We start from the raw sequence: 20,520 nt of genomic DNA on the forward strand, positions 1-20,520 counted from the left end.
GGGGCATTTTTTGTGCTTCGGCGTGGTTGTCAACCAATCGAACACAGACGTTACGCGGCCGTTCGCCAGACTGCCGTGTGGTGCTACCGAGGAGGATCCATCAGCGCCGAGCCCCGCATCAACGACCGGATTCGCGTTCCCGAGGTGCGACTTGTCGGTCCCAGTGGCGAGCAGGTGGGCATCGTCCCCCTGGCCAAGGCACTGGAGCTTGCGCAGGAGTACGACCTGGACCTGGTCGAGGTCGCGGCAACCGCCCGCCCGCCGGTCTGCAAGCTCATGGACTACGGGAAGTTCAAGTACGAGTCGGCCATGAAGGCCCGTGAGGCGCGCAAGAACCAGGCGCACACGGTCATCAAGGAGATGAAGCTCCGGCCGAAGATCGACCCGCACGACTATGACACCAAGAAGGGTCACGTCGTCCGGTTCCTCAAGCAGGGCGACAAGGTCAAGATCACGATCATGTTCCGCGGTCGTGAGCAGTCCCGTCCCGAACTGGGCTACCGACTGCTGCAGCGTCTCGCGGAGGACGTCCAGGACCTCGGGTTCATCGAGTCGAACCCGAAGCAGGACGGCCGAAACATGATCATGGTTCTCGGTCCGCACAAGAAGAAGACCGAGGCGATGGCCGAGGCTCGTCAGGCTCAGGAAGCCCGCAAGGCCGAAGCGAAGGCCAACCCGGGCCGTTCGCAGAACGCCGCGGACACCGACGCCGTGAACGGCGAGGAGTCCGAGGACTCCGTGCAGTCCGACGGTTCTGTGCAGTCCGAGGGTTCCGTGCAGTCCGAGTCTGCCGAGGCTTCCGCCGAGGCGTGACCCGGGGACGTCAGTCCCAGGACGTAACCGATACAAGCGACGCTCCACCTGTGCCCGGTTTCCACGACCGGGCACCGGAGCGCCACCGACGAGGAGAGAACGGCGCTATGCCGAAGAACAAGTCGCACAGCGGTGCCAGCAAGCGCTTCAAGATCACCGGCTCCGGCAAGGTGCTCCGTGAGCGCGCCGGCAAGCGCCACCTGCTCGAGCACAAGTCGTCGCGCCTGACGCGTCGCCTCACCGGCAACGCCGAGATGGCCCCGGGCGACGCCAAGAAGATCAAGAAGCTTCTCGGCAAGTGACGTACGGGCGCCTTGCCGCCGTACGTACGTCTGGACCGGGACCCAATCGTTTCCGGGCCGTGTGAGTTCCACCGCGGCCCCGCTACAAGGAGTTAACAAGTGGCACGCGTCAAGCGGGCAGTCAACGCCCACAAGAAGCGCCGGGCGATCCTCGAGGCGGCCTCCGGCTACCGCGGTCAGCGTTCGCGCCTGTACCGCAAGGCCAAGGAGCAGGTCACCCACTCGCTGGTCTACAACTACAACGACCGCAAGAAGCGCAAGGGTGACTTCCGTCGGCTGTGGATCCAGCGCATCAACGCCGCTGCCCGCGCCAACGGCATCACGTACAACCGCTTCATCCAGGGTCTGAACGCGGCGAGCATCGAGGTCGACCGCAAGATCCTGGCCGAGCTGGCCGTGAACGACCCGACCGCGTTCGCCGCGCTCGTCGAGGCCGCTCAGAAGGCCCTGCCGTCGGACGTGAACGCGCCGAAGGCTGCGTGACGCCGCGCCGGCTGAGCCGGAAGTGACAGGACTCGGACCCGCAGGCGAACCCCGCCTGCGGGTCCGAGTGCGTCCGGTCCGGGTTCCTGTCGCCCCCGCCGCCCCTTCCCGTCCCGTCCCGTGGCTCCGCCCCGGACCCCGCTCCTCAAACGCCGGAGAGGCTGAGATTTCCAGCCCGTCCGGCGTTTGAGGACGAGGCCGTTCAGGCCGAGAACGGGGGTCTGGGGGCGCAGCCCCCAGGGACGGGACGGGAAGGGGCGGCGGGGGCGAGGAAGCCGGGCCGCGCGCCCGACCCCCGCCGATCCACCGAAGGTGAAGATGCCCGCCACCCCCGACCTCATCTCCCCCCGCTCCCCCCGCGTCTCCGCCGCCAGGCGCCTCGCGCGGCGGAACTTCCGGGGGAAGGAGCGGCTGTTCCTCGCGGAGGGCCCGCAGGCCGTACGGGAGGCGGCCGCGCACCCGGACACCCTCGTGGAACTGTTCGCCACCCCCGAGGCCGCCGAGCGCCACGCCGACATCATCGGCGAGGCCCGGGACGCCGGCGCCCGCGTCCACCTCGCCGACGGTGAGGTCATCGAGGACATCTCCACCACCGTCACCCCGCAGGGCCTCGTGGGCGTGTGCCGCTTCATCGACACCCCCTTCGACTCCATCCTCGCCGCCCGCCCCAGGCTCGTCGCGGTCCTCGCGCACGTCCGCGACCCCGGCAACGCCGGCACCGTCCTGCGCTGCGCCGACGCGGCCGGCGCCGACGCCGTCGTCCTCACCGACGCCTCCGTCGACCTGTACAACCCCAAGGCCGTACGGGCCTCGGTCGGCTCGCTGTTCCATCTGCCGGTGGCCGTCGGCGTCCCCGTCGAGCGGGCCGTCGCCGGCCTCAAGGACGCCGGGGTGCGCATCCTCGCCGCTGACGGCGCGGGCGAGGACGACCTCGACGACGAGCTGGACAAGGGCACCATGGGCGGGCCCACCGCGTGGGTCTTCGGCAACGAGGCCTGGGGGCTGCCGACGGAGACCCGGGCCCTCGCCGACGCCGTCGTGCGCGTCCCGATCCACGGAAAGGCCGAGAGTCTGAACCTCGCCACCGCCGCGGCCGTATGTCTGTACGCGTCGGCCCGTGCACAGCGCGCCTCCGGAGGGTGCCGCTCCGTCACCGACAGCTAGTAGGGTGACCAGCTCGGGGGCCTCTTCCGGGAGGACAGGAGGTGAGGTACGGGGATGAGTGTCGGCACGAGCAGGGCGCCGGGAGCCGGTGGACCGGAGCGCCCGCCCGCGGACCGACCGGCCGGTGACCTCGCCGGACTCGGCATCGACCCGGACGACCTGCCCGACGGGCTGGTCGTCGCCGACGAGCACGGGTACGTCGTCTGCTTCAACGCCGCCGCCGAGCGCATCACCGCCGTTCCCGCCGCCGAGGCCCTCGGGCAGCGGCTCGACAAGGCCCTGCCGCTGGAGGACCTCGAAGGCCGGCGCTGGTGGCAGCTGACCGATCCGTACAGCGGGCTCGCCATCCGGGTCGGCCAGCCCGAGCGGAATCTGCTGCTCCCCGGCGGGCGTGAGGTCCTCGCCTCCGCCCGGTACGTCCGCGGCGAGCCCACCGGACCCGTCCGCCGCGTAGTCGTCTCCCTCCGCGACACCGAGGCCCGCCGCCGCACCGAGCGCAGTCACGCCGAGCTGATCGCCACCGTCGCCCACGAGCTGCGCTCCCCCCTCACCTCCGTGAAGGGCTTCACCGCCACCCTCCTGGCGAAGTGGACCCGGTTCACCGACGACCAGAAGCGGCTCATGCTGGAGACGGTCGATGCCGACGCCGACCGCGTCACCCGGCTCATCGCCGAGCTGCTCGACATCTCCCGGATCGACTCCGGCCGGCTGGAGGTGCGCCGCCAGCCCGTCGACATGGGGGCCGCCGTCGGCCGGCACATCCAGGCCTACGTGGCCGCGGGCCAGCCCGCCGACCGGTTCCTGCTCCGCATGGAACAGCCGCTGCCCGCCCTGTGGGCCGACCCGGACAAGGTCGACCAGGTGCTCAGCAACCTCATCGAAAACGCGGTGCGCCACGGCGAGGGAACCGTCACCATTGACGTCACGCCCGCCCCGTCCCCCCGCGAGGGGGAGGACACCGGCACGTCGGTCATCGTGAGCGACGAGGGCACCGGCATCCCGGAGGAGTCCATGAACCGCGTCTTCACCCGCTTCTGGCGGGGCAGCAAGCGCGGCGGGACGGGTCTTGGGCTGTACATCGTCAAGGGCATCGTCGAGGCCCACGGCGGTGTCATCACGGTCGGCCGCGCCCCAGGCGGCGGCGCCGAGTTCCGATTTACGCTGCCCGTGGCGGCCCCGGCCTATCTGGCCTAGCCCCCGCGGGCGCGTCCGTACGTCCTCACCCCGTTAGACTCGGCCTTTGGCACCTTCGTGTCCCATGGACGGCCCTCCGAGTGAGTCGGTGACGGGGACCTTCAGCCAGCCAATCGGAAGCACGGGAAGAGATGTCGGCACCGAATAAGTCGTACGACCCTGTAGAGGTCGAGGCCTTGAAACCGGAAGAGATCGAGCGCATGCGGGACGAGGCGCTCGCCGCCTTCGCCGCCGCGGACTCCCTCGACGCACTCCAGGAGGCGAAGGTCGCCCACACCGGCGGCGCCTCCCCGCTGGCCCTCGCCAACCGCGAGATCGGCGCGCTGCCCCCGCACGCCAAGGCCGCCGCCGGCAAGCTCGTCGGCCAGGCCCGCGGCGCGGTGAGCAAGGGCCTCGCCGCCCGCCAGGTGGAACTGGAGGCCGAGCGCGACGCGCGGGTCCTGGTCGAGGAGGCGGTGGACGTCACACTGCCCTACGACCGTGTGCCGGCCGGCGCCCGCCACCCGCTCACCACCCTCTCGGAGCGCATCGAGGACGTCTTCGTCGCCATGGGCTACGAGGTCGCCGAAGGTCCGCAGGTCGAGGCCGAGTGGTTCAACTTCGACGCCCTGAACATCGGCCCGGACCACCCGGCCCGCGGCGAGGCCGACACGTTCTTCGTGCAGGGCCCCGACGGCGGCAGCGAGTCCGGTGTCGTGCTGCGTACCCACACCTCGCCGGTGCAGATCCGCTCGCTGCTGAGCCGTGACCTGCCGGTGTACGTGATCTGCCCCGGCCGCGTCTACCGCACCGACGAGCTGGACGCCACGCACACGCCCGTCTTCCACCAGGTCGAGCTGCTCGCCGTGGACGAGGGCCTGACCATGGCCGACCTCAAGGGCACCCTGGACCACATGGTCCAGGCGCTGTTCGGCGAGGGCATGAAGACCCGGCTGCGCCCGAACTTCTTCCCCTTCACCGAGCCGTCCGCCGAGATGGACATGGTCTGCTACGTCTGCCGCGGCGAGTCCGTCGGCAACCCCGACCGGCCCTGCCGCACCTGCTCCAGCGAGGGCTGGATCGAACTGGGCGGCTGCGGCATGGTCAACCCCAAGGTGCTGACCGCCTGCGGCGTCGACCCGGAGAAGTACAGCGGGTTCGCCTTCGGGTTCGGCATCGAGCGGATGCTGATGTTCCGCCACAACGTCGAAGACATGCGAGACATGGTCGAGGGTGACGTCCGGTTCACCCGGCCGTTCGGGATGGAGATCTGATGCGGGTCCCGCTTTCCTGGCTGCGGGAGTACGTCGACCTGCCGGCCACCGAGACCGGCCGTGACGTCCAGGCCAGGCTCATCTCGGCCGGCCTCGAGGTCGAGACCGTCGAGCAGCTCGGCCACGACCTCAAGGGCCCCCTCGTCGTCGGCCAGGTGCTGACCATCGAGGAGCTGGAGGGCTTCAAGAAGCCGATCCGCTTCTGCACCGTCGACGTCGGCCGGGCCAACGGCACGGGCGAGCCCCAGGAGATCGTCTGCGGCGCCCGCAACTTCGCCGTCGGCGACAAGGTCGTGGTCGTGCTCCCGGGCGCGGTCCTGCCCGGCGACTTCGCGATCGCCGCCCGCAAGACGTACGGCAGGACGTCCCACGGGATGATCTGCTCCGGCGACGAGCTGGGCATGGGCGACGACGGCAGCCACGGCATCATCGTGCTGCCGCCGGAGACCGAGGTCGGCAAGGACGCCATCGAGCTGCTCGAACTGGTCGACGAGGTCCTGGACATCGCCGTCACCGCCAACCGCGGCGACTGCCTGTCCATCCGCGGCGTCGCCCGCGAGACCGCCATCGCCTACGGCCTGCCCCTGCGCGACCCGGCCCTGCTCGACGTGCCCGGCCCGAACGCCTTCGGTTACCCGGTCAAGGTCTCGGAGCCGGCCGGCTGCGACCGCTTCACCGTCCGCACCGTCACCGGTCTGAGCCCCGAGGCACGCTCTCCGATCTGGCTCCAGCGCCGGCTCCAGAAGGTCGGCATGCGCCCGATCTCACTCGCCGTGGACGTCACGAACTACGTGATGACCGAGCTGGGCCAGCCCCTGCACGCCTACGACCGCACGCTGGTCCAGGGCACCATCGGCGTCCGCCGTGCGGCCGAGGGCGAGAAGCTCGTCACCCTCGACGGCGTGGAGCGCACGCTGCACGCCGAGGACCTGGTCGTCACCGACGAGCGCGGCCCCATCGGCCTCGCCGGTGTCATGGGCGGCGCCAACACGGAGATCGCCGACCACGCCGAGTCCGAGGGGACGACCGACGTCGTCATCGAGGCCGCCCACTTCGACGCGGTCTCCGTCGCCCGTACCGCCCGCCGCCACAAGCTCTCCTCGGAGGCGTCCAGGCGCTTCGAGCGCGGTGTCGACCCGCAGGCGTCGTCGGCGGCCGCGCAGCGCACGGTCGACCTGCTGGTGCTGCTCGCCGGCGGGACCGCCGAGGCCGGTGTCACCGAGGTCGTCGCCCCGTCCGCGCCGCACACCATCACCGTGCCGGCCGACCACCCGGACAAGGTGGCGGGTGTCGTGTACGGCCGGGAGACCGTCGTACGCCGGCTCCAGGAGATCGGCTGCGACGTGTACGGGCAGGACGAGCTGATCGTCACCGTGCCGTCCTGGCGGCCCGACCTCGGCGAGGCCAACGACCTCGCCGAGGAGGTCATCCGGCTGGAGGGCTACGAGAACCTGCCCTCCACGCTGCCCAAGCCCCCGTCGGGCCGCGGTCTCACGCACCGCCAGCGGCTGCACCGCCGCGTCGGCCGGGCGCTGGCCGGTGCCGGTTACGTCGAGGCGCCGAACTACCCGTTCGTCGCCGAGCAGGTCTTCGACCAGCTCGGCCTCGACGCCGACGATCCGGCCCGCCGTGTCGTCCGGCTCACCAACCCGCTCAACGACGAGGAGCCCGCGCTCCGCACGTCGCTGCTGCCGGGTCTGCTGACCGCGCTCCGGCGCAACGACGGCCGGGGCTCGCACGACCTGGCCCTCTTCGAGACCGGCCTGGTCTTCCTCCCCCGCCGGGAGCAGGGCGTCGCCGGTCAGCTCCCCGTCGACCGCCGGCCGACCGGCGAGGAGATCGCGGCGGTCGACGCCGTGCTGCCCGAGCAGCCGCGCCATGTCGCCGTCGTCCTCGCGGGCGCCCGCGAGCAGGCCGGCTGGTGGGGCAAGGGCCGCCCGGCCGACTGGGCCGACGCCGTCGAGGCGGCGCGGACGGTGGCCCGTGAGGCGGGCGCCGAACTGATCGTCCGCAAGGGCCAGTACGGCCCCTGGCACCCGGGCCGGTGTGCCGAGCTGGCCGTCCTGGCCGACGGCGCCGAGCGGGTCGTCGGCCATGCCGGTGAGCTGCACCCGCGCGTGCTGAAGGCCCTCGGCCTGCCGGTGCACACGTCCGCCATGGAGCTGGACCTCGATGTCCTGGAGCAGGTCGGCGACGACACGCCCCGGGCGCCGGGCATCTCGACGTTCCCCGTCGCCACGCAGGACGTCGCCCTCGTCGTCGACGGGTACGTCCCGCACGCCGAGGTCGAGGCGGCGTTGCGCGAGGGCGCCGGCGAACTGCTGGAGGGGATCCGGCTGTTCGACGTCTACGAGAACGCGGAGCAGCTGGGCGACGGACGGAAGTCGCTGGCGTACGCGCTCCGTTTCCGCGCCGGGGACCGGACGCTGACGGTCGACGAGGCGTCGGCCGCCCGGGACGCGGCGGTCGCCCTCGCGGGCGAGCGCACCGGGGCGGTCCTGCGCGGCTGACGTCCCGTGTCGGGCGCGGCTCGTCCGTGCCGGTCGCGCGGCCCCCGCGCCCTGGGGGTGTGGGGGCCGCGCCCCGGCACCCCCAGGGGGCGTCTCACCCGTTCGGGTGAGTTCTCCCTGCGATCCGGTCCTCCCGGCCATCTCATCGACAGAATCGGACCGGCCCTTCGGGGCCGGTCTGTCTGCGTTGTGCGGGCCTAGATGGGGGGCCATCCGACATGTTCGGCATGAGGCGGCCGTTGCGCCGGGCCCTCTCGCTGGGGTTGCCCACGGCCTGGGGCGCCACGGCGGTCGTCTACAAACTGACGTGCCCGCTGGCCCAGCAGGACGGGCTCGGCGCGCGGCTGGTCACCAGCGCCGTCTTCTTCGCCGTCGGGACCGGGCTGGTCCAGCACGTACGGCGGACCCTGCTGCGCGAGCTGAAGCAGGCCCGCCGGGTCGCCGGGGCCGCGCAGCGGGTGCTGTTGCGCCCCCTGCCGCCGCGTGTCGAAGGGCTGGACGTGGCCGCGGCACAGCTCTCCGCCGACCGCGGCGCCTCCGTCGGCGGCGACCTGTACGAGGTCATCGCCACCGAACACGGTGTGCGGGTCGTCATGGGCGACGTGCGCGGGCACGGGCTCCCCGCGCTCGGGACCGTCGCCGCGCTCCTCGGCAGCTTCCGCGAGGCCGTGCACGACGAGCCGGACCTCGACGGCGTGCTGCGCCGGCTGGAGCGTGCGCTCGCCCGGCACCTGCGGGAGCGCCACCGCGAGGAACATCCCGCGAGCGGCCGTACGCCCGACACCCCGGTCGCCGAGGAGTTCGTCACCGTCCTGCTGCTGGAGATCGACGCGGAGGGCGGCGTGCGCGCCCTGAACTGCGGGCATCCGTGGCCGTATCTGCTCCGGGGCACGGAGGTCGGGCCGCTGGCCCGGGCGGATCCGCTGCCCCCGCTCGGCCCGTTCCCGCTGCCGCCCGAACTGCCTGCCACGCACTGCGGCCACCTCCGCGGCGGTGAGTTCCTGGTCCTGTACACGGACGGCGCGGAGGACGTGCGGGACACCAGGGGCCGCTTCTTCCCGCTGGCGCAGACCCTGACCAAGGCGGTCCACGACCACCCGGTCTCACCCGAACAGATCCTGCGCACGGTCCTGAACGCACTGGTGCGCCACACGGCGGGCAGACCGACCGACGACGTCGCGATACTGGTCCTGGGCGGGGAACGCGCACGCCGGCCGACCGGAGGGGCGCGCGGAACCGCCCGCCCTGCCACGACGCGCCCGCGGCCGACCACGCGGCCGTGACCGGCGCACCCCGGTCCCCGATCCCGGCCCGACCCGCCACAACGGCCCGCCGCAGCGAACTGCCGGGCCGCCGCTTTACGAGGGGGAGCCGGCGGCCCGGCCGACCTCTTTCGAGGTATTTCAGTCAACCGTCCCGGAACACTCCGCGACAGCGCGCGCACGGTGCGGATACGGGCACTCCGTTCACACCCCGTGTGAAGACGCACCCGCTACCGTGAGTGCGCCGTCGGCACCGAACCATCCGGGGGGCACCTCATGCAGCCCAACACCCTGCTCGACGCGATCCTGGACGAGGCGGGCATCTCCCACGCGGGTCTCGCCGCGCACGTCAACCAGGCGGGCCGCGCCCGCGGGCTCACGCTGCGCTACGAGCACACGGCCGTGGCCCGGTGGATCAAGGGCCAGCGTCCGCGCGGACAGGTGCCCGACCTGATCTGCGAGGTGCTGGCCCGCAGGTTGCGCCGGCCCGTCACCCTCGACGACATCGGCCTCGGTGTGCCCGGCGGACACGCGGCTGCGCACGGCACCTCGCTGTCCGGGTTCGTGGAGCGGGCCACCGCCCTGTGGCGCTCCGACGAGCAGCAGCGCCCGCACGTCCTGGGCGCCCCCGCCGTGACCGGCACGCCGGCCGTGATGCCGGTGTGGGAGTGGGAGAACCCGCCCGAGGACGTCGACGTGTCCCGCGGCGGCCGGCACCGGGTCACCCCCGCCGACATCGAGACGCTGCGCGCCGCCCGCGCCCACTACGAGCAGATGTACCGCAAGGCCGGCGGTGTGGCGACCCGCAGCCGCATCGTCGGCTTCCTCAACGCGGAGGCGGCCCCCCTGCTGCGCGGTGGCTACACCGACGCGACCGGCCGCCGACTGCACCGGGCCACGGGCGCGTTGGTGGCGATCGCCGGCATCTGCGCGTACGACTCCGACGCGCACGGGCTGGCCCAGCGCTATTTCCACCAGGCGCTGCGGCTCGCGAAGGCCAGCGGGGACCGGGGACTCGGCGCGTACGTGATCGCGCTGCTGGTCAACCAGTCGCTGTTCATGCGGGAGTTCCGGCAGGCCGTCGCCTTCGCCGAGGCCGCGCTGCGCACGGTCGGCAAGGACGTCACTCCCGCCCTCGCCTCCGACCTGTCCGCGATGCAGGCGAAGGCGTACGCCCACCTCGGCGACGGTACGGGCGCCCTGTCGTGCATCCGGCGTGCCGAGGCCGCCGCCGACCGCATCCGGCGCGGCACCGAGCCGGACGAGACGGGCTATGTCCAGCCGGGACTGGTCAACGTCCAGGTGGCGGAGGCCCTGTTGAGCCTCGGCGACATCGCCGCGGCCGCCGAGCACGCCGCGGCCGCCGTGGACACGCCGGCCCACGACCGGGGCAGGGTGCACCGGCTCGCCATGCTCAGCACCGTCGAGCTGCGCCAGGGCGACGCCGACAAGGCGGTGTTCACCGCCGTGCTGATGGCCGAGCAGGCCCGTGGAATGGAGTCCCAGCGTCTGCGCGACAGACTCCGGGCGGTACGGGAACACCTGGTGCGCAGCGGCTGCGCGGGCACGGCGGAGGCGGCCGAACTCATCGACGGCGCCCTGCGCGTACCGCTGTAGCGACCGGCGGGCCACAGTTCCTGCTGCGATATTGCCACTTACTCGACGGAAGGTGGCAGAACCGTGCAGTGGACGAAACAGAACGAACGAACTGTGTATGAAAACCGCTGGTTCAGCGTCAACCTCGCGGATGTCGGACTACCGGACGGCCGGCATCTCGACCACTTCGTCATACGGCTGCGGCCCGTCGCGGTGGCCACCGTGGTCAACCGGGCCAACGAGGTGCTCCTGCTGTGGCGGCACCGCTTCATCACGGACAGCTGGGGATGGGAACTGGCCGCGGGCGTCGTCGAGGACGGCGAGGAGATCGCCCACGCGGCCGCCAGGGAACTGGAGGAGGAGACCGGCTGGCGGCCGGGCCCCCTGCACCACCTGATGAGCGTGGAGCCGGCCAACGGCCTCACCGACGCCCGGCACCACATCTACTGGTCGCACGAGGGCCGGTACGTCGGGCCTCCGGTGGACGACTTCGAGTCCGACCGCCGGGAATGGGTCCCCCTCAAGCTGGTGCCCGACATGGTCGCCCGGGGGGAGGTCCCGGCCGCCACCATGGCAGCCGCCTTACTCCTCCTGCACCACCTCAGGCTCGGCCACGACGCCCGGCGCTGACGCCTCACGCACGGTGGTGGACGGACCCGGCACCGGGTGCGGTGCCGGGCCCCTCCGAGGTGCGGGACCGGTCAGCCGTAGGTGTAGAAGCCCGAGCCGGTCTTGCGGCCCAGCCGGCCGGCGTCGACCATCCGCTGGAGCAGCGGGGGAGCGGCGTACAGGGGCTCCTTGTACTCCTCGTACATCGACTGGGCGACCGAGGCGACGGTGTCCAGCCCGATCAGGTCCGACAGCTTCAGCGGGCCCATCGGGTGGGCACACCCCAGTTCCATGCCGTTGTCGATGTCCTCACGGCTGGCGATGCCCGTCTCGAACATCCGGATCGCGGAGAGGAGGTACGGGATGAGCAGCGCGTTGACCACGAAACCGGACCGGTCCTGGGCGCGGATGGCGTGCTTGCCGACCGTCTTCTCGGCGAACAGCTGCGCGCGGCTGAGCGTGCCCTCGGACGTGGTCAGCGCCGGGATCAGCTCGACGAGCTTCTGCACCGGGGCCGGGTTGAAGAAGTGGATGCCGACCACCTGGTCGGGCCGCGAGGTGGCGACCGCCAGCTTCACCAGCGGGATGGAGGAGGTGTTGGAGGCCAGGATGGCGTCCGGGCGGGTCACGACCTGGTCCAGGACCTGGAAGATCTCGGTCTTGACCTGCTCGTTCTCCACGACGGCCTCGATGACCAGGTCGCGGTCGGCGAACTCGCCGAGGTCGGTGGTGAAGCTGAGGCGCGCCAGCGTGGCGTCCCGCTCCGCCTCGCTGATCTTGCCGCGTTCGGCGGCCTTGGCCAGGGAGTTGAACAGCCGGGTGCGGCCGAACTCGAGGGCCTCGCCGGTGGTCTCGGCGACCCTGACGTCGAGTCCGGCCCGAGCGCAGACCTCGGCGATGCCCGCCCCCATCTGGCCGCAGCCCACCACTCCGACGCGTTCGATGTCGGTCACATCGGTCCCTTTCACTGGCTGACTCCGGTCACTGCGCAGGTCTTCCGGGTCCCGGTGGGCCTGCTCCGATCGTGCACGTTACTAGCAAGTATCGATGATCGATCGCCGGGGTGGGGGCATGCTGGGCGCGGAGACGATCCGTGACCGAGCGGATCCGCGGTGTAGGTGGGGATGTGCGCGATGGGGCGACTGACTCGGCGGGCGTTCGCGACGGCCGCGCTGTCGGCGTTCACGACGACGGGTGCCGCGGCCGGCCCGGTCCGCGTCCCGTCCGGGCGCGCCGCCGGCGGTCACGGGCGGGCGGTCGCCCGGATGCGGGGCATGTGGCTCGCCACGGTCGCCAACCGGGACTGGCCCTCGCGCGCCGGACTGACCGCCGCCCAGCAGCGTGCCGAACTGCTCGGCTGGCTGGACCTGGCGGTCCGCGACCGCCTCAACACCGTGATCTTCCAGGTACGCCCCACCGCGGACGCCCTGTGGCCCTCGCCGTACGAGCCCTGGTCGCAGGTGCTCACCGGGACCCAGGGCGAGGCACCCGGCTGGGACCCGCTGGGGACGGCCGTCGCGGAGGCGCACGCGCGCGGACTCCAGCTGCACGCCTGGTTCAACCCCTACCGGATCGCCACCCACGACGACCCGGCCCGGCTCGTCGCCACCCACCCCGCACGCAGGCACCCCGACTGGGTGGTGCCGTACGGCGGGAAGCTCTACTACAACCCCGGTCTGCCCGAGGTCCGCGCGTTCGTGCAGGACGCGATGCTCGACGCGGTGCGCAGGTACCCGGTCGACGCCGTGCACTTCGACGACTACTTCTATCCCTATCCGCTGGCCGGCCAGACCTTCGACGACGACGCGGCCTACGACGCCCACGGTGGCGGCTTCCCCAACCGGGCCGCCTGGCGACGCGACAACATCGACCGGCTGGTGCGCGAGACCGCCGCCCGGATCAAGGCCGTCCGGCCCACCACACAGTTCGGGATCAGCCCCTTCGGGGTGTGGCGCAACGCCTCCACCGACCCCCGCGGCTCGGACACCCGGGCGCTCCAGTCGTACGACGCCGTCCACGCCGACACCCGCACGTGGGTGCGCGAGGGCTGGATCGACTACGTCGTGCCGCAGCTGTACTGGAACATCGGGCTCTCGGCCGCCGACTACGCCGTGCTCGTGCCCTGGTGGGCCGAGGTGGCACGGGGCAGCCGGACGAAGCTGTACCTGGGGGAGGCGCTGTACAAGGCGGGCGATCCGGCGCAGCCCGCCGCCTGGCAGGACCCGGCCGAGCTGTCCCGGCACCTCACCCTGGCGGCCCGCCATCCCGAGGCCCGGGGCCACGTCTTCTTCGCGGCCGGGGACCTGCGCACGGACCGGATCGGCGCGATGGCGCGGGTCGTCGCCGACCACTACGGGCAGCCGGTGACGGCCCCGCGCTGACCTACCGTCGTTCCTCGGTCGTGTGGCGGATCTCGGTGTCGGGTCCCGGCGAGCACACGCCCTCGTGCCCGTCCGAGAAGCGGACGCGGTAGGGCGGACCGCCCTCCCGTCCGAGCACCTCGACGATCTCGCCGACCTTGTCGTGTTGGCCGACCACCCTGCCGTGCTGGACAAGCTGGTCGCCCGTGGTGGCACGCATCCTGTGAGACCTCCTCACCATGTGCGGGAGCAGCGGTCCATGTCCTGCCGTCCGTGTCCCGGGGCTCGTGTCCCCGGGTTTCTCTCCTCGCGTCCACGGCGCACCGCACCGGCCGAACCGGCGCGCACACCCCTGGGGACCTCACGTTCGAAGGCCCCTAACCGCGGGCCCGCTGGGTGACGGCGATGCAGACCAGCACGGCCGCGGCCGTCAGCGGAGCGGCGGGCGTGACGTGCTCGCCCAGCAGCAGCACCGACCACACCAGTGTGAGCAGGGGCTGGGCCAACTGCAACTGGCTGGCCTTGGGGATGCCGATGGCGGCCATGCCCCGGTACCAGACGACGAGACCGAGGAACTGCGAGCCCGCCGAGACCCACAGCAGCCCGGTCACGCTGTGAGCGGTCAGCCGGACCGGTTCGTGGGCGAGGGCGAGCGCGGCGGCGGGCACCGCGAGCGGCAGGCAGCACACCAGCGCCCACCCGATGACCTGCCAGCCCGGCATCACCCGGGCCAGTCGGCCGCCCTCGGTGTAGCCGGCCGCGCACACCAGCAGCGCCCCGAACAGGTACAGGTCGGCGGTGGTGAGGGCGCCACCGCTCTGCTGCACGGTGAAGGCGACCACCGCGCCCGCACCGACCAGCGCCGCCCCCCAGAAGGTCCGCGAGGGCCGGGAGCCGACGCGCAGGGCGGACAGCAGCGCGGTCGTCAGGGGCAGCAGGCCGACCACGACGGCCGCGTGCGCGGTGGAGGACGTCCGCAGGGCGAGGGTGCTGAGCAGGGGGAAGCCGACGACGACCCCGGCGGCCACGACGGCGAGTCCCGCCCAGTGTCGTCGGGCGGGCGGCGGCACCCGCAGGGCGAGGAGGCAGCCACCGGCGATGAGACCGGCCAGCACGCTGCGCACGGCGACCAGCGCCCAGGGGCCGAACCCCTCCAGGCCCCAGGCGGTGGCCGGGAAGGTGAGGGAGAAGGCGCCGACGCCGAGAGCGGCCTGGAGGGTGCCGAGGCCGTTCGTCCGCGGGGTGGTGACCGCTATCGCGGGGAGGGCAGTAGCGCTACTCTGTGTCTTCATGCATGAGCGTAGCAGTGCCAGTGAACTAGTGGATCAGCTACGAAGAGAGCTGGACCGCTACTCTCCAGGTGGAAAGCTCCCGTCGAGCCGTGCTCTCGTCGAGCGGTTCCGGGTGAGCCCCGTGACCGTCTCGCGGGCCCTCGCGCAGTTGGCCGCCGAGGGGCTGGTGGTCACCCGGCCGGGCGCCGGAGCCTTCCGGGCCCGGCCGCGCCCGGCGCCCTCCCCGGCCGGTGACACCTCCTGGCAGGAGGTGGCGCTGAGCGCGGAGGGCGCCGACCTCGTGCCCCGCTCGGTGGACGCCTCCGGCGTGACGGTCTCCCTCGCCGCTCCGCCGCCCGGCGTCGTCGAGTTCAGCGGCGGCTACCTGCACCCCTCCCTGCAACCGGAGCGCGCCATGTCGGCGGCCCTGGCACGGGCCGCGCGCCGCCCCGGCGCCTGGGGGCGACCGCCCGTCGAGGGCCTGCCGGAGCTGCGCGAGTGGTTCGCGCGCGCCATCGGCGGCGCGGTCACCGCCGCCGAGGTGCTCGTCAGCGCCGGCGGTCAGACCGCGCTCACCACCACCCTGCGCGCGCTGGCCCCGCCCGGCGCGCCCGTCCTCGTGGAGTCGCCGACCTACCCGGGCATGCTCGCCATCGCCCGCTCCGCGGGACTGCGCCCGGTGCCGGTCCCGGTCGACCCCGACGGCGTGAAGCCGGAACTGCTCGCCGACGCCTTCCGCGCGACCGGTGCCCGGGTCTTCGTCTGCCAGCCGCTGTTCCAGAACCCGACCGGCGCCGTCCTGGCCCCCGCCCGCCGCGGTGAGGTGCTCCGCATCGCCCGCGAAGCGGGCGCCTTCGTCGTGGAGGACGACTTCGTACGGCGGCTGGCGCACGAGGACGCCGGGCCGCTGCCCCGCCCGCTGGCCGCCGACGACCCCGACGGCGTCGTCGTGTACGTCGGCTCGCTCACCAAGGCGACCTCGCCGAGCTTCCGGGTCAGTGCCCTGGCCGCCCGCGGCCCGGTACTGGAACGGCTGCGCGCCATCCAGGTCGTCGACACCTTCTTCGTGCCCCGCCCGTTGCAGGAGGCCGCGCTCGAACTGGTCGGCTCACCCGCCTGGCCGCGCCATCTGCGGTCCATGGCCGCCGAGTTGAGGATCCGGCGCGCCACCCTGACCACCGCCCTGGCCCGGCACGTGCCCGAACTCGCCCTGCCGCACATCCCGTCCGGCGGCTACCACCTCTGGTTGCGCCTGCCCGACGGCACCGGAGGCACCTCCCAGGCCTTCGGCTCCGGGGGAGAGGCCGCGTTCACGGCCGCGGCCCTGCGCGCGGGCGTCGCCGTCACCCCCGGCCGCCCGTACTTCAGCGCCGAACCCCCCGCCTCGCACATCCGCCTGAGCTTCGCGGCCGCCGCGGGGACCGAGGAGATCGAGGAGGGGGTACGGCGGCTGCGGGTGGCCTGCGACGAGGTGCTGGCGGAATCCGTTCGACACCAGGCAGCCCGTCTGTGAAGGTCCCCCCATGACCGACCTGACTTCGGGGCCGACCACCACCCCGCCCCTCGCCGAGGGCTACGAGATCTCCGCCGACACCGACCGGATCGACGTGACACGGGTGCACCACTGGCTGTCGACCGACGCCTACTGGGCGCTCGGCCGGGACCGCGAGAAGCAGGAGCGGGCCATCGCGGGGTCGCTCAACCTCGGGGTGTACGAGACGGCGTCCGGCGAGCAGGTCGCCTACGCGCGCGTGGTGACGGACCTGGCGACCTTCGCGTGGCTGTGCGACGTGTACGTGGACCCGGCGGTGCGCGGGAAGGGCATCGGAACCTCGCTCGTCGCGGCCGTCAGGGACCACCTGCGCCCGCACGGTCTGCGCCGCATCCTGCTCGCCACGCACGACGCGCACGGCGTGTACGAGAGGATCGGCTTCGAGGCGCTGGAGAGGCCCGACCGGTGGATGGCCCTGGTCTTCGAAAAGTTTTCGCACGGTCTCTCTTGACCTCCCCACCTGCGGGTCCCACCATCACCGCATGGCACTCCGGGTCACGTTCGTCGCCGCGGCGCGCGGCTCCGCGCCGCTCGCCGAGCGTTTCGAGGACGACCGCCCGCTGGACCAGGCGGGCTGGGACGAGGTGCAGCGCGCGGCCGCCGATCTGCTGCCGCTGGCGGCCGCCGAGCTGCGCTACTGCTCGCCGACCCCGCGCAGCCGTGCCACCGGCGACGCGCTCGGCTACGCCCCGCTCGTGCAGCTCGCCCTTCGGGACTGCGACATGGGGCGCTGGCGCGGGTACACGACGGGTGAGGCGATGGCCCGGGAGCCGGAGGCGGTGGACGCCTGGCTGGCCGACCCGCGGGCCGCTCCGCACGGCGGCGAGTCGCTGCTGGCCTTCATCTCGCGGGTGGGCGGCTGGCTCGACACCCGGCCCGTGGAGGACGGCTGCCGGATCGTGGCCGTCGCCGAGCCGAGCGTGATCAGGGCGGCCCTGGTCTACGCGCTCAAGGCGCCGCCGTCGACGTACTGGAACCTCGATGTGCGCCCCCTTTCGGCGACCACCGTCACCGGCCGCGGCGGGCGGTGGAACCTGCGCTTCGAGGGGAGCGCGGCTCAGACTTCGCGCACGTAGTCGGTGGTGAGCACCAGGTCCTTGGCGGGGCCGCGCACCCGCCAGAGCGTCCGCCAGTGGTCGGCGTCCCGCACGGTGAACTCGCCCCGGTAGAGGTCCGCGACGCACGGGTGGTCGCTCACGTGCCGCCCGCTCGTCAGGTCCAGGTCGTGAAAGGGCCGTCCGTCGGCGAACGTCACGTCGGCCGTGCCCGGCACCCGTCCGGGCAGGAAGCGCAGGGTCCGCCCGGCGGGCCGAGGAACGCCCCGCCAGACGAACGTGCCGGTCTCCTCGTGCAGCAGGCCGCCGCCGTCCAGCGGACCGAAAACCGTCGCGCCCTCGAAGCGTCCCTCCGCGCCGCTCCCCAGATCCCGCACCGACCGGCGGACCCGCCAGTCCCCGGCGAGGAACGCCAGGACGTCCGGTACCGGCCAGAACTCGCCCATCGTGTGCGGACCTCCGTCTCATCCGTCGCTGCGCGAACCATTGACGCGCTCCGCCCCTCTCCCTATCTTGCCGTTCGAAGTGCTGATCAAGGTCCGATATTTCGAACATCTGCCGACAGAGAGCCGCGGAGTATCCATGTCAAGCAGCACCACCCGCACACGGTCACGCAGCACCACCGGCCCCCGGTGGAGACTCGGTCTCACCGCCACCGCCCTGCTCACGGCGGCCGCTCTCCTCCCCGCCCCGGCGCACGCCGAGGCCGCCGCCGACTACACGATCACCGTCGACCCGACAGCCGGGGGCGCGGCCATCGACGACACCATGTACGGCGTCTTCTTCGAGGACATCAACCGGGCCGCGGACGGCGGCCTCTACGCCGAGCTGGTGCAGAACCGGTCCTTCGAGTACTCCACCACCGACAACCGCGCCTACACCCCGCTGACCTCCTGGACGGTCGACGGCACCGCGCAGGTCCTCGACGACACCGGCCGCCTCAACGACCGCAACCGCGCCTACCTCGCCATCGGCGCCGGCACCTCGGTCACCAACGCCGGGTACAACACCGGTATCCGCGTCGAGCGGGGCGCGACGTACGACTTCTCGGTGTGGGCCCGCGCCGAGCGCGGCACCACGCTCACCGTCGGCCTCCACGACGCCGACGGCACCCTGGCCACCGCCCGCAAGGTGGCGGCGAAGGGCGGCTGGGCCAAGTACCGGGCCACGTTCCGGGCCACCCGCACCAGCAGCGACGGCCGTCTGACGGTCGCCTCCTCGGCGGCCGCCGCCCTCGACATGGTCTCCCTGTTCCCGCACGACACCTACAAGCACCAGCCGAACGGCCTGCGCCAGGACCTCGCCGAGAAGGTCGCCGCCCTGAAGCCCGGCTTCCTGCGCTTCCCCGGCGGCTGCCTGGTCAACACCGGCTCCATGCAGGACTACAGCGAGGCGTCCGACTGGCAGCGCGCCCGCTCCTACCAGTGGAAGGACACCATCGGCCCGGTCGAGGAACGCGCCACCAACTCCAACTTCTGGGGCTACAACCAGAGTTACGGCCTCGGCTACTACGAGTACTTCCGCTTCGCCGAGGACATCGGCGCGATGCCGCTGCCCGTCGTCCCCGCCCTGGTGACCGGCTGCGGCCAGAACCGGGCCGTCGTCGACGACGCCCTGCTCAAGCGGCACATCCAGGACACCCTCGACCTCATCGAGTTCGCCAACGGCCCCGTCACCTCCACCTGGGGCAGGAAGCGCGCGCGGATGGGCCACCCCAAGCCCTTCCACCTCACCCATCTGGAGGTGGGCAACGAGGAGAACCTGCCGGCCGAGTTCATGGCCCGGTTCACGCAGTTCCGGGCGGCCGTCGCGGCCAGGTACCCGGACGTCACCGTGATCTCCAACTCCGGCCCGGACGACTCCGGATCGACCTTCGACACGGCCTGGCGGCTCAACCGCGAGGAGAACGTCGCCATGGTCGACGAGCACTACTACAACAGCCCGCGGTGGTTCCTCCAGAACAACGACCGCTACGACTCCTACGACCGGAGCGGGCCGAAGGTGTTCCTCGGCGAGTACGCCTCCCTGGGCAACGCCTTCGAGAACGGTCTCGCCGAGGCCGCCTTCATGACCGGCCTCGAACGCAACGCGGACGTCGTCAGGCTCGCCTCGTACGCGCCGCTGTTCGCCAACGAGGACTACGTGCAGTGGAACCCGGACCTGGTGTGGTTCAACAACCACGCCTCCTGGAACTCCGCCAACTACGAGGTCCAGAAGCTGTTCATGACCAACGTCGGCGACCGCGTGGTGCCCTCGACGGCCACCACCACCCCCGCCGTCAGCGGCCCCCTCACCGGCGCCGTCGGCCTGTCGACCTGGGCCACCAGCGCGGCGTACGACGACGTGAAGGTCACCGACGCCGACGGAAGGACCCTGCTCAGCGACGACTTCTCCGCCGACGCCGGGCAGTGGACGCACACCGGCGGCGGCAGCTGGAGCGTCCAGGACGGGCAGTACGTGCAGACCGACGGCGCCGCCGAGAACACCATGGTCTCCGCCGGGGACCCGGCCTGGCACGACTACGACCTCCATGTGAAGGCCACCAAGAAGTCCGGCAGGGAGGGGTTCCTCGTCGCCTTCGGCGTCAAGGACACCGGCAACTACTACTGGTGGAACCTCGGCGGCTGGAACAACACCCAGTCCGCCGTGGAACAGGCCGTGGACGGCGGCAAGTCGACGTTGCTCGCCAAGGCCGGCAGCGTGGAGACGGACCGGGCCTACGACCTCGACATCAAGGTGCGGGGCCGCCAGGTCACCCTCTACCTCGACGGTCAGGAGTGGGGAAGCTTCACCGACGACAAGCCGGCCGAGCCGTTCCGCCAGGTCGTCACCAAGGACGCGAGGACCGGTGACCTGATCGTCAAGGTGGTCAACGCCCAGTCGGCGGACGCCCGGACGACCGTCGACCTCGGCGGCGCCAAGGTCGCGGCCAAAGCACGCGTGACCACCCTGGCCGCCGCGCCGGACGCGGTCAACTCGGAGACCGCGACCCCGGTCGCGCCGGTGACGTCCACCTTCACGGGCGTGGCCGACAGGTTCACGTACACCTTCCCGGCGAACTCGGTGACGTTCCTGCGGATCGCGCGGAAGTAGCGG

General features: G+C 72.3%; 19 protein-coding genes. 15 read left to right on the forward strand and 4 right to left on the reverse strand.

Annotated features, from left to right (window positions below):
- The first annotated feature begins 75 nt into the window (after positions 1–75).
- The 10 genes from infC (at position 76) to ACFYO5_RS28845 (ending at position 11,207) form a co-directional block, all read left to right on the forward strand.
- Complete coding sequence (gene infC, locus ACFYO5_RS28800; protein ID WP_356563278.1) at positions 76–813, forward strand: translation initiation factor IF-3; 738 nt, start codon at positions 76–78, stop codon at positions 811–813.
- A gap of 107 nt (positions 814–920) precedes the next feature.
- On the forward strand, positions 921–1,115 hold the full coding sequence (gene rpmI, locus ACFYO5_RS28805; protein ID WP_003947156.1) for a 50S ribosomal protein L35: 195 nt from the start codon (positions 921–923) through the stop codon (positions 1,113–1,115).
- Between the two features lie 99 nt (positions 1,116–1,214).
- Positions 1,215–1,598 (forward strand): 50S ribosomal protein L20, encoded by a 384-nt coding sequence (rplT, locus tag ACFYO5_RS28810; protein ID WP_356563277.1) that lies wholly within the window; start codon positions 1,215–1,217, stop codon positions 1,596–1,598.
- 318 nt (positions 1,599–1,916) lie between these two features.
- On the forward strand, positions 1,917–2,762 hold the full coding sequence (locus tag ACFYO5_RS28815) for a TrmH family RNA methyltransferase (RefSeq protein ID WP_388714141.1): 846 nt from the start codon (positions 1,917–1,919) through the stop codon (positions 2,760–2,762).
- Between the two features lie 54 nt (positions 2,763–2,816).
- Positions 2,817–3,956 carry an ATP-binding protein gene (locus ACFYO5_RS28820; RefSeq protein ID WP_356563273.1) on the forward strand — a complete coding sequence of 380 codons (1,140 nt, stop codon included), beginning with the start codon at positions 2,817–2,819 and terminating at the stop codon, positions 3,954–3,956.
- A 131-nt stretch (positions 3,957–4,087) separates the two neighbouring features.
- Entirely contained in the window at positions 4,088–5,209 is a 1,122-nt protein-coding gene (gene pheS, locus ACFYO5_RS28825) for a phenylalanine--tRNA ligase subunit alpha (protein ID WP_388714144.1), read from the forward strand.
- A complete protein-coding gene (gene pheT / locus ACFYO5_RS28830) occupies positions 5,209–7,719 on the forward strand; it encodes a phenylalanine--tRNA ligase subunit beta (RefSeq protein WP_388714147.1) in 2,511 nt (836 codons plus the stop codon). Before pheS ends, pheT begins: the two co-directional genes overlap by 1 nt.
- A 218-nt stretch (positions 7,720–7,937) precedes the next feature.
- Complete coding sequence (locus ACFYO5_RS28835) at positions 7,938–9,002, forward strand: PP2C family protein-serine/threonine phosphatase (protein ID WP_388714150.1); 1,065 nt, start codon at positions 7,938–7,940, stop codon at positions 9,000–9,002.
- 255 nt (positions 9,003–9,257) lie between these two features.
- On the forward strand, positions 9,258–10,598 hold the full coding sequence (locus tag ACFYO5_RS28840) for a transcriptional regulator (protein ID WP_388714153.1): 1,341 nt from the start codon (positions 9,258–9,260) through the stop codon (positions 10,596–10,598).
- A gap of 63 nt (positions 10,599–10,661) precedes the next feature.
- Positions 10,662–11,207 carry an NUDIX hydrolase gene (locus ACFYO5_RS28845; RefSeq protein ID WP_388714156.1) on the forward strand — a complete coding sequence of 182 codons (546 nt, stop codon included), beginning with the start codon at positions 10,662–10,664 and terminating at the stop codon, positions 11,205–11,207.
- Positions 11,208–11,278: 71 nt separating this feature from the next.
- On the opposite strand, the gene ACFYO5_RS28850 is transcribed toward ACFYO5_RS28845, so the two are convergent.
- Positions 11,279–12,139 carry a 3-hydroxybutyryl-CoA dehydrogenase gene (locus tag ACFYO5_RS28850; RefSeq protein ID WP_356563263.1) on the reverse strand — a complete coding sequence of 287 codons (861 nt, stop codon included), beginning with the start codon at positions 12,137–12,139 and terminating at the stop codon, positions 11,279–11,281.
- A 180-nt stretch (positions 12,140–12,319) separates the two neighbouring features.
- Here ACFYO5_RS28850 and ACFYO5_RS28855 point away from each other — a divergent pair, with 180 nt between their 5' ends.
- A complete protein-coding gene (locus ACFYO5_RS28855) occupies positions 12,320–13,567 on the forward strand; it encodes a glycoside hydrolase family 10 protein (protein ID WP_388714160.1) in 1,248 nt (415 codons plus the stop codon).
- Position 13,568: 1 nt separating this feature from the next.
- On the opposite strand, the gene ACFYO5_RS28860 is transcribed toward ACFYO5_RS28855, so the two are convergent.
- Both ACFYO5_RS28860 and ACFYO5_RS28865 read right to left on the reverse strand, forming a co-directional pair.
- Positions 13,569–13,766: a DUF1918 domain-containing protein gene (locus tag ACFYO5_RS28860; RefSeq protein ID WP_356563260.1), complete on the reverse strand. Its 198-nt coding sequence runs from the start codon at positions 13,764–13,766 to the stop codon at positions 13,569–13,571.
- 157 nt (positions 13,767–13,923) lie between these two features.
- Complete coding sequence (locus ACFYO5_RS28865) at positions 13,924–14,838, reverse strand: DMT family transporter (RefSeq protein ID WP_388714163.1); 915 nt, start codon at positions 14,836–14,838, stop codon at positions 13,924–13,926.
- Here ACFYO5_RS28865 and ACFYO5_RS28870 point away from each other — a divergent pair.
- The 3 genes from ACFYO5_RS28870 to ACFYO5_RS28880 are packed head-to-tail and all read left to right on the forward strand — an operon-like array spanning position 14,837 to position 17,445.
- Entirely contained in the window at positions 14,837–16,330 is a 1,494-nt protein-coding gene (locus ACFYO5_RS28870; RefSeq protein ID WP_388714166.1) for a PLP-dependent aminotransferase family protein, read from the forward strand. The genes ACFYO5_RS28865 and ACFYO5_RS28870 overlap by 2 nt on opposite strands.
- A 10-nt stretch (positions 16,331–16,340) precedes the next feature.
- Positions 16,341–16,820: a GNAT family N-acetyltransferase gene (locus ACFYO5_RS28875; RefSeq protein ID WP_388714168.1), complete on the forward strand. Its 480-nt coding sequence runs from the start codon at positions 16,341–16,343 to the stop codon at positions 16,818–16,820.
- A gap of 31 nt (positions 16,821–16,851) precedes the next feature.
- On the forward strand, positions 16,852–17,445 hold the full coding sequence (locus ACFYO5_RS28880; protein ID WP_388714171.1) for a histidine phosphatase family protein: 594 nt from the start codon (positions 16,852–16,854) through the stop codon (positions 17,443–17,445).
- Here ACFYO5_RS28880 and ACFYO5_RS28885 read toward each other — a convergent pair.
- On the reverse strand, positions 17,427–17,870 hold the full coding sequence (locus ACFYO5_RS28885) for a DUF6314 family protein (RefSeq protein WP_356563251.1): 444 nt from the start codon (positions 17,868–17,870) through the stop codon (positions 17,427–17,429). The two genes, ACFYO5_RS28880 and ACFYO5_RS28885, sit on opposite strands and share 19 nt — an antisense overlap.
- Positions 17,871–18,006: 136 nt before the next feature.
- On the opposite strand from ACFYO5_RS28885, the gene ACFYO5_RS28890 reads away from it, so the two are divergent.
- On the forward strand, positions 18,007–20,517 hold the full coding sequence (locus tag ACFYO5_RS28890) for an alpha-L-arabinofuranosidase C-terminal domain-containing protein (protein ID WP_388714174.1): 2,511 nt from the start codon (positions 18,007–18,009) through the stop codon (positions 20,515–20,517).
- Positions 20,518–20,520: the final 3 nt, after the last annotated feature.

It is taken from the genome of Streptomyces sp. NPDC006259 (assembly GCF_042870975.1).
Taxonomy (GTDB): Bacteria; Actinomycetota; Actinomycetes; order Streptomycetales; family Streptomycetaceae; genus Streptomyces.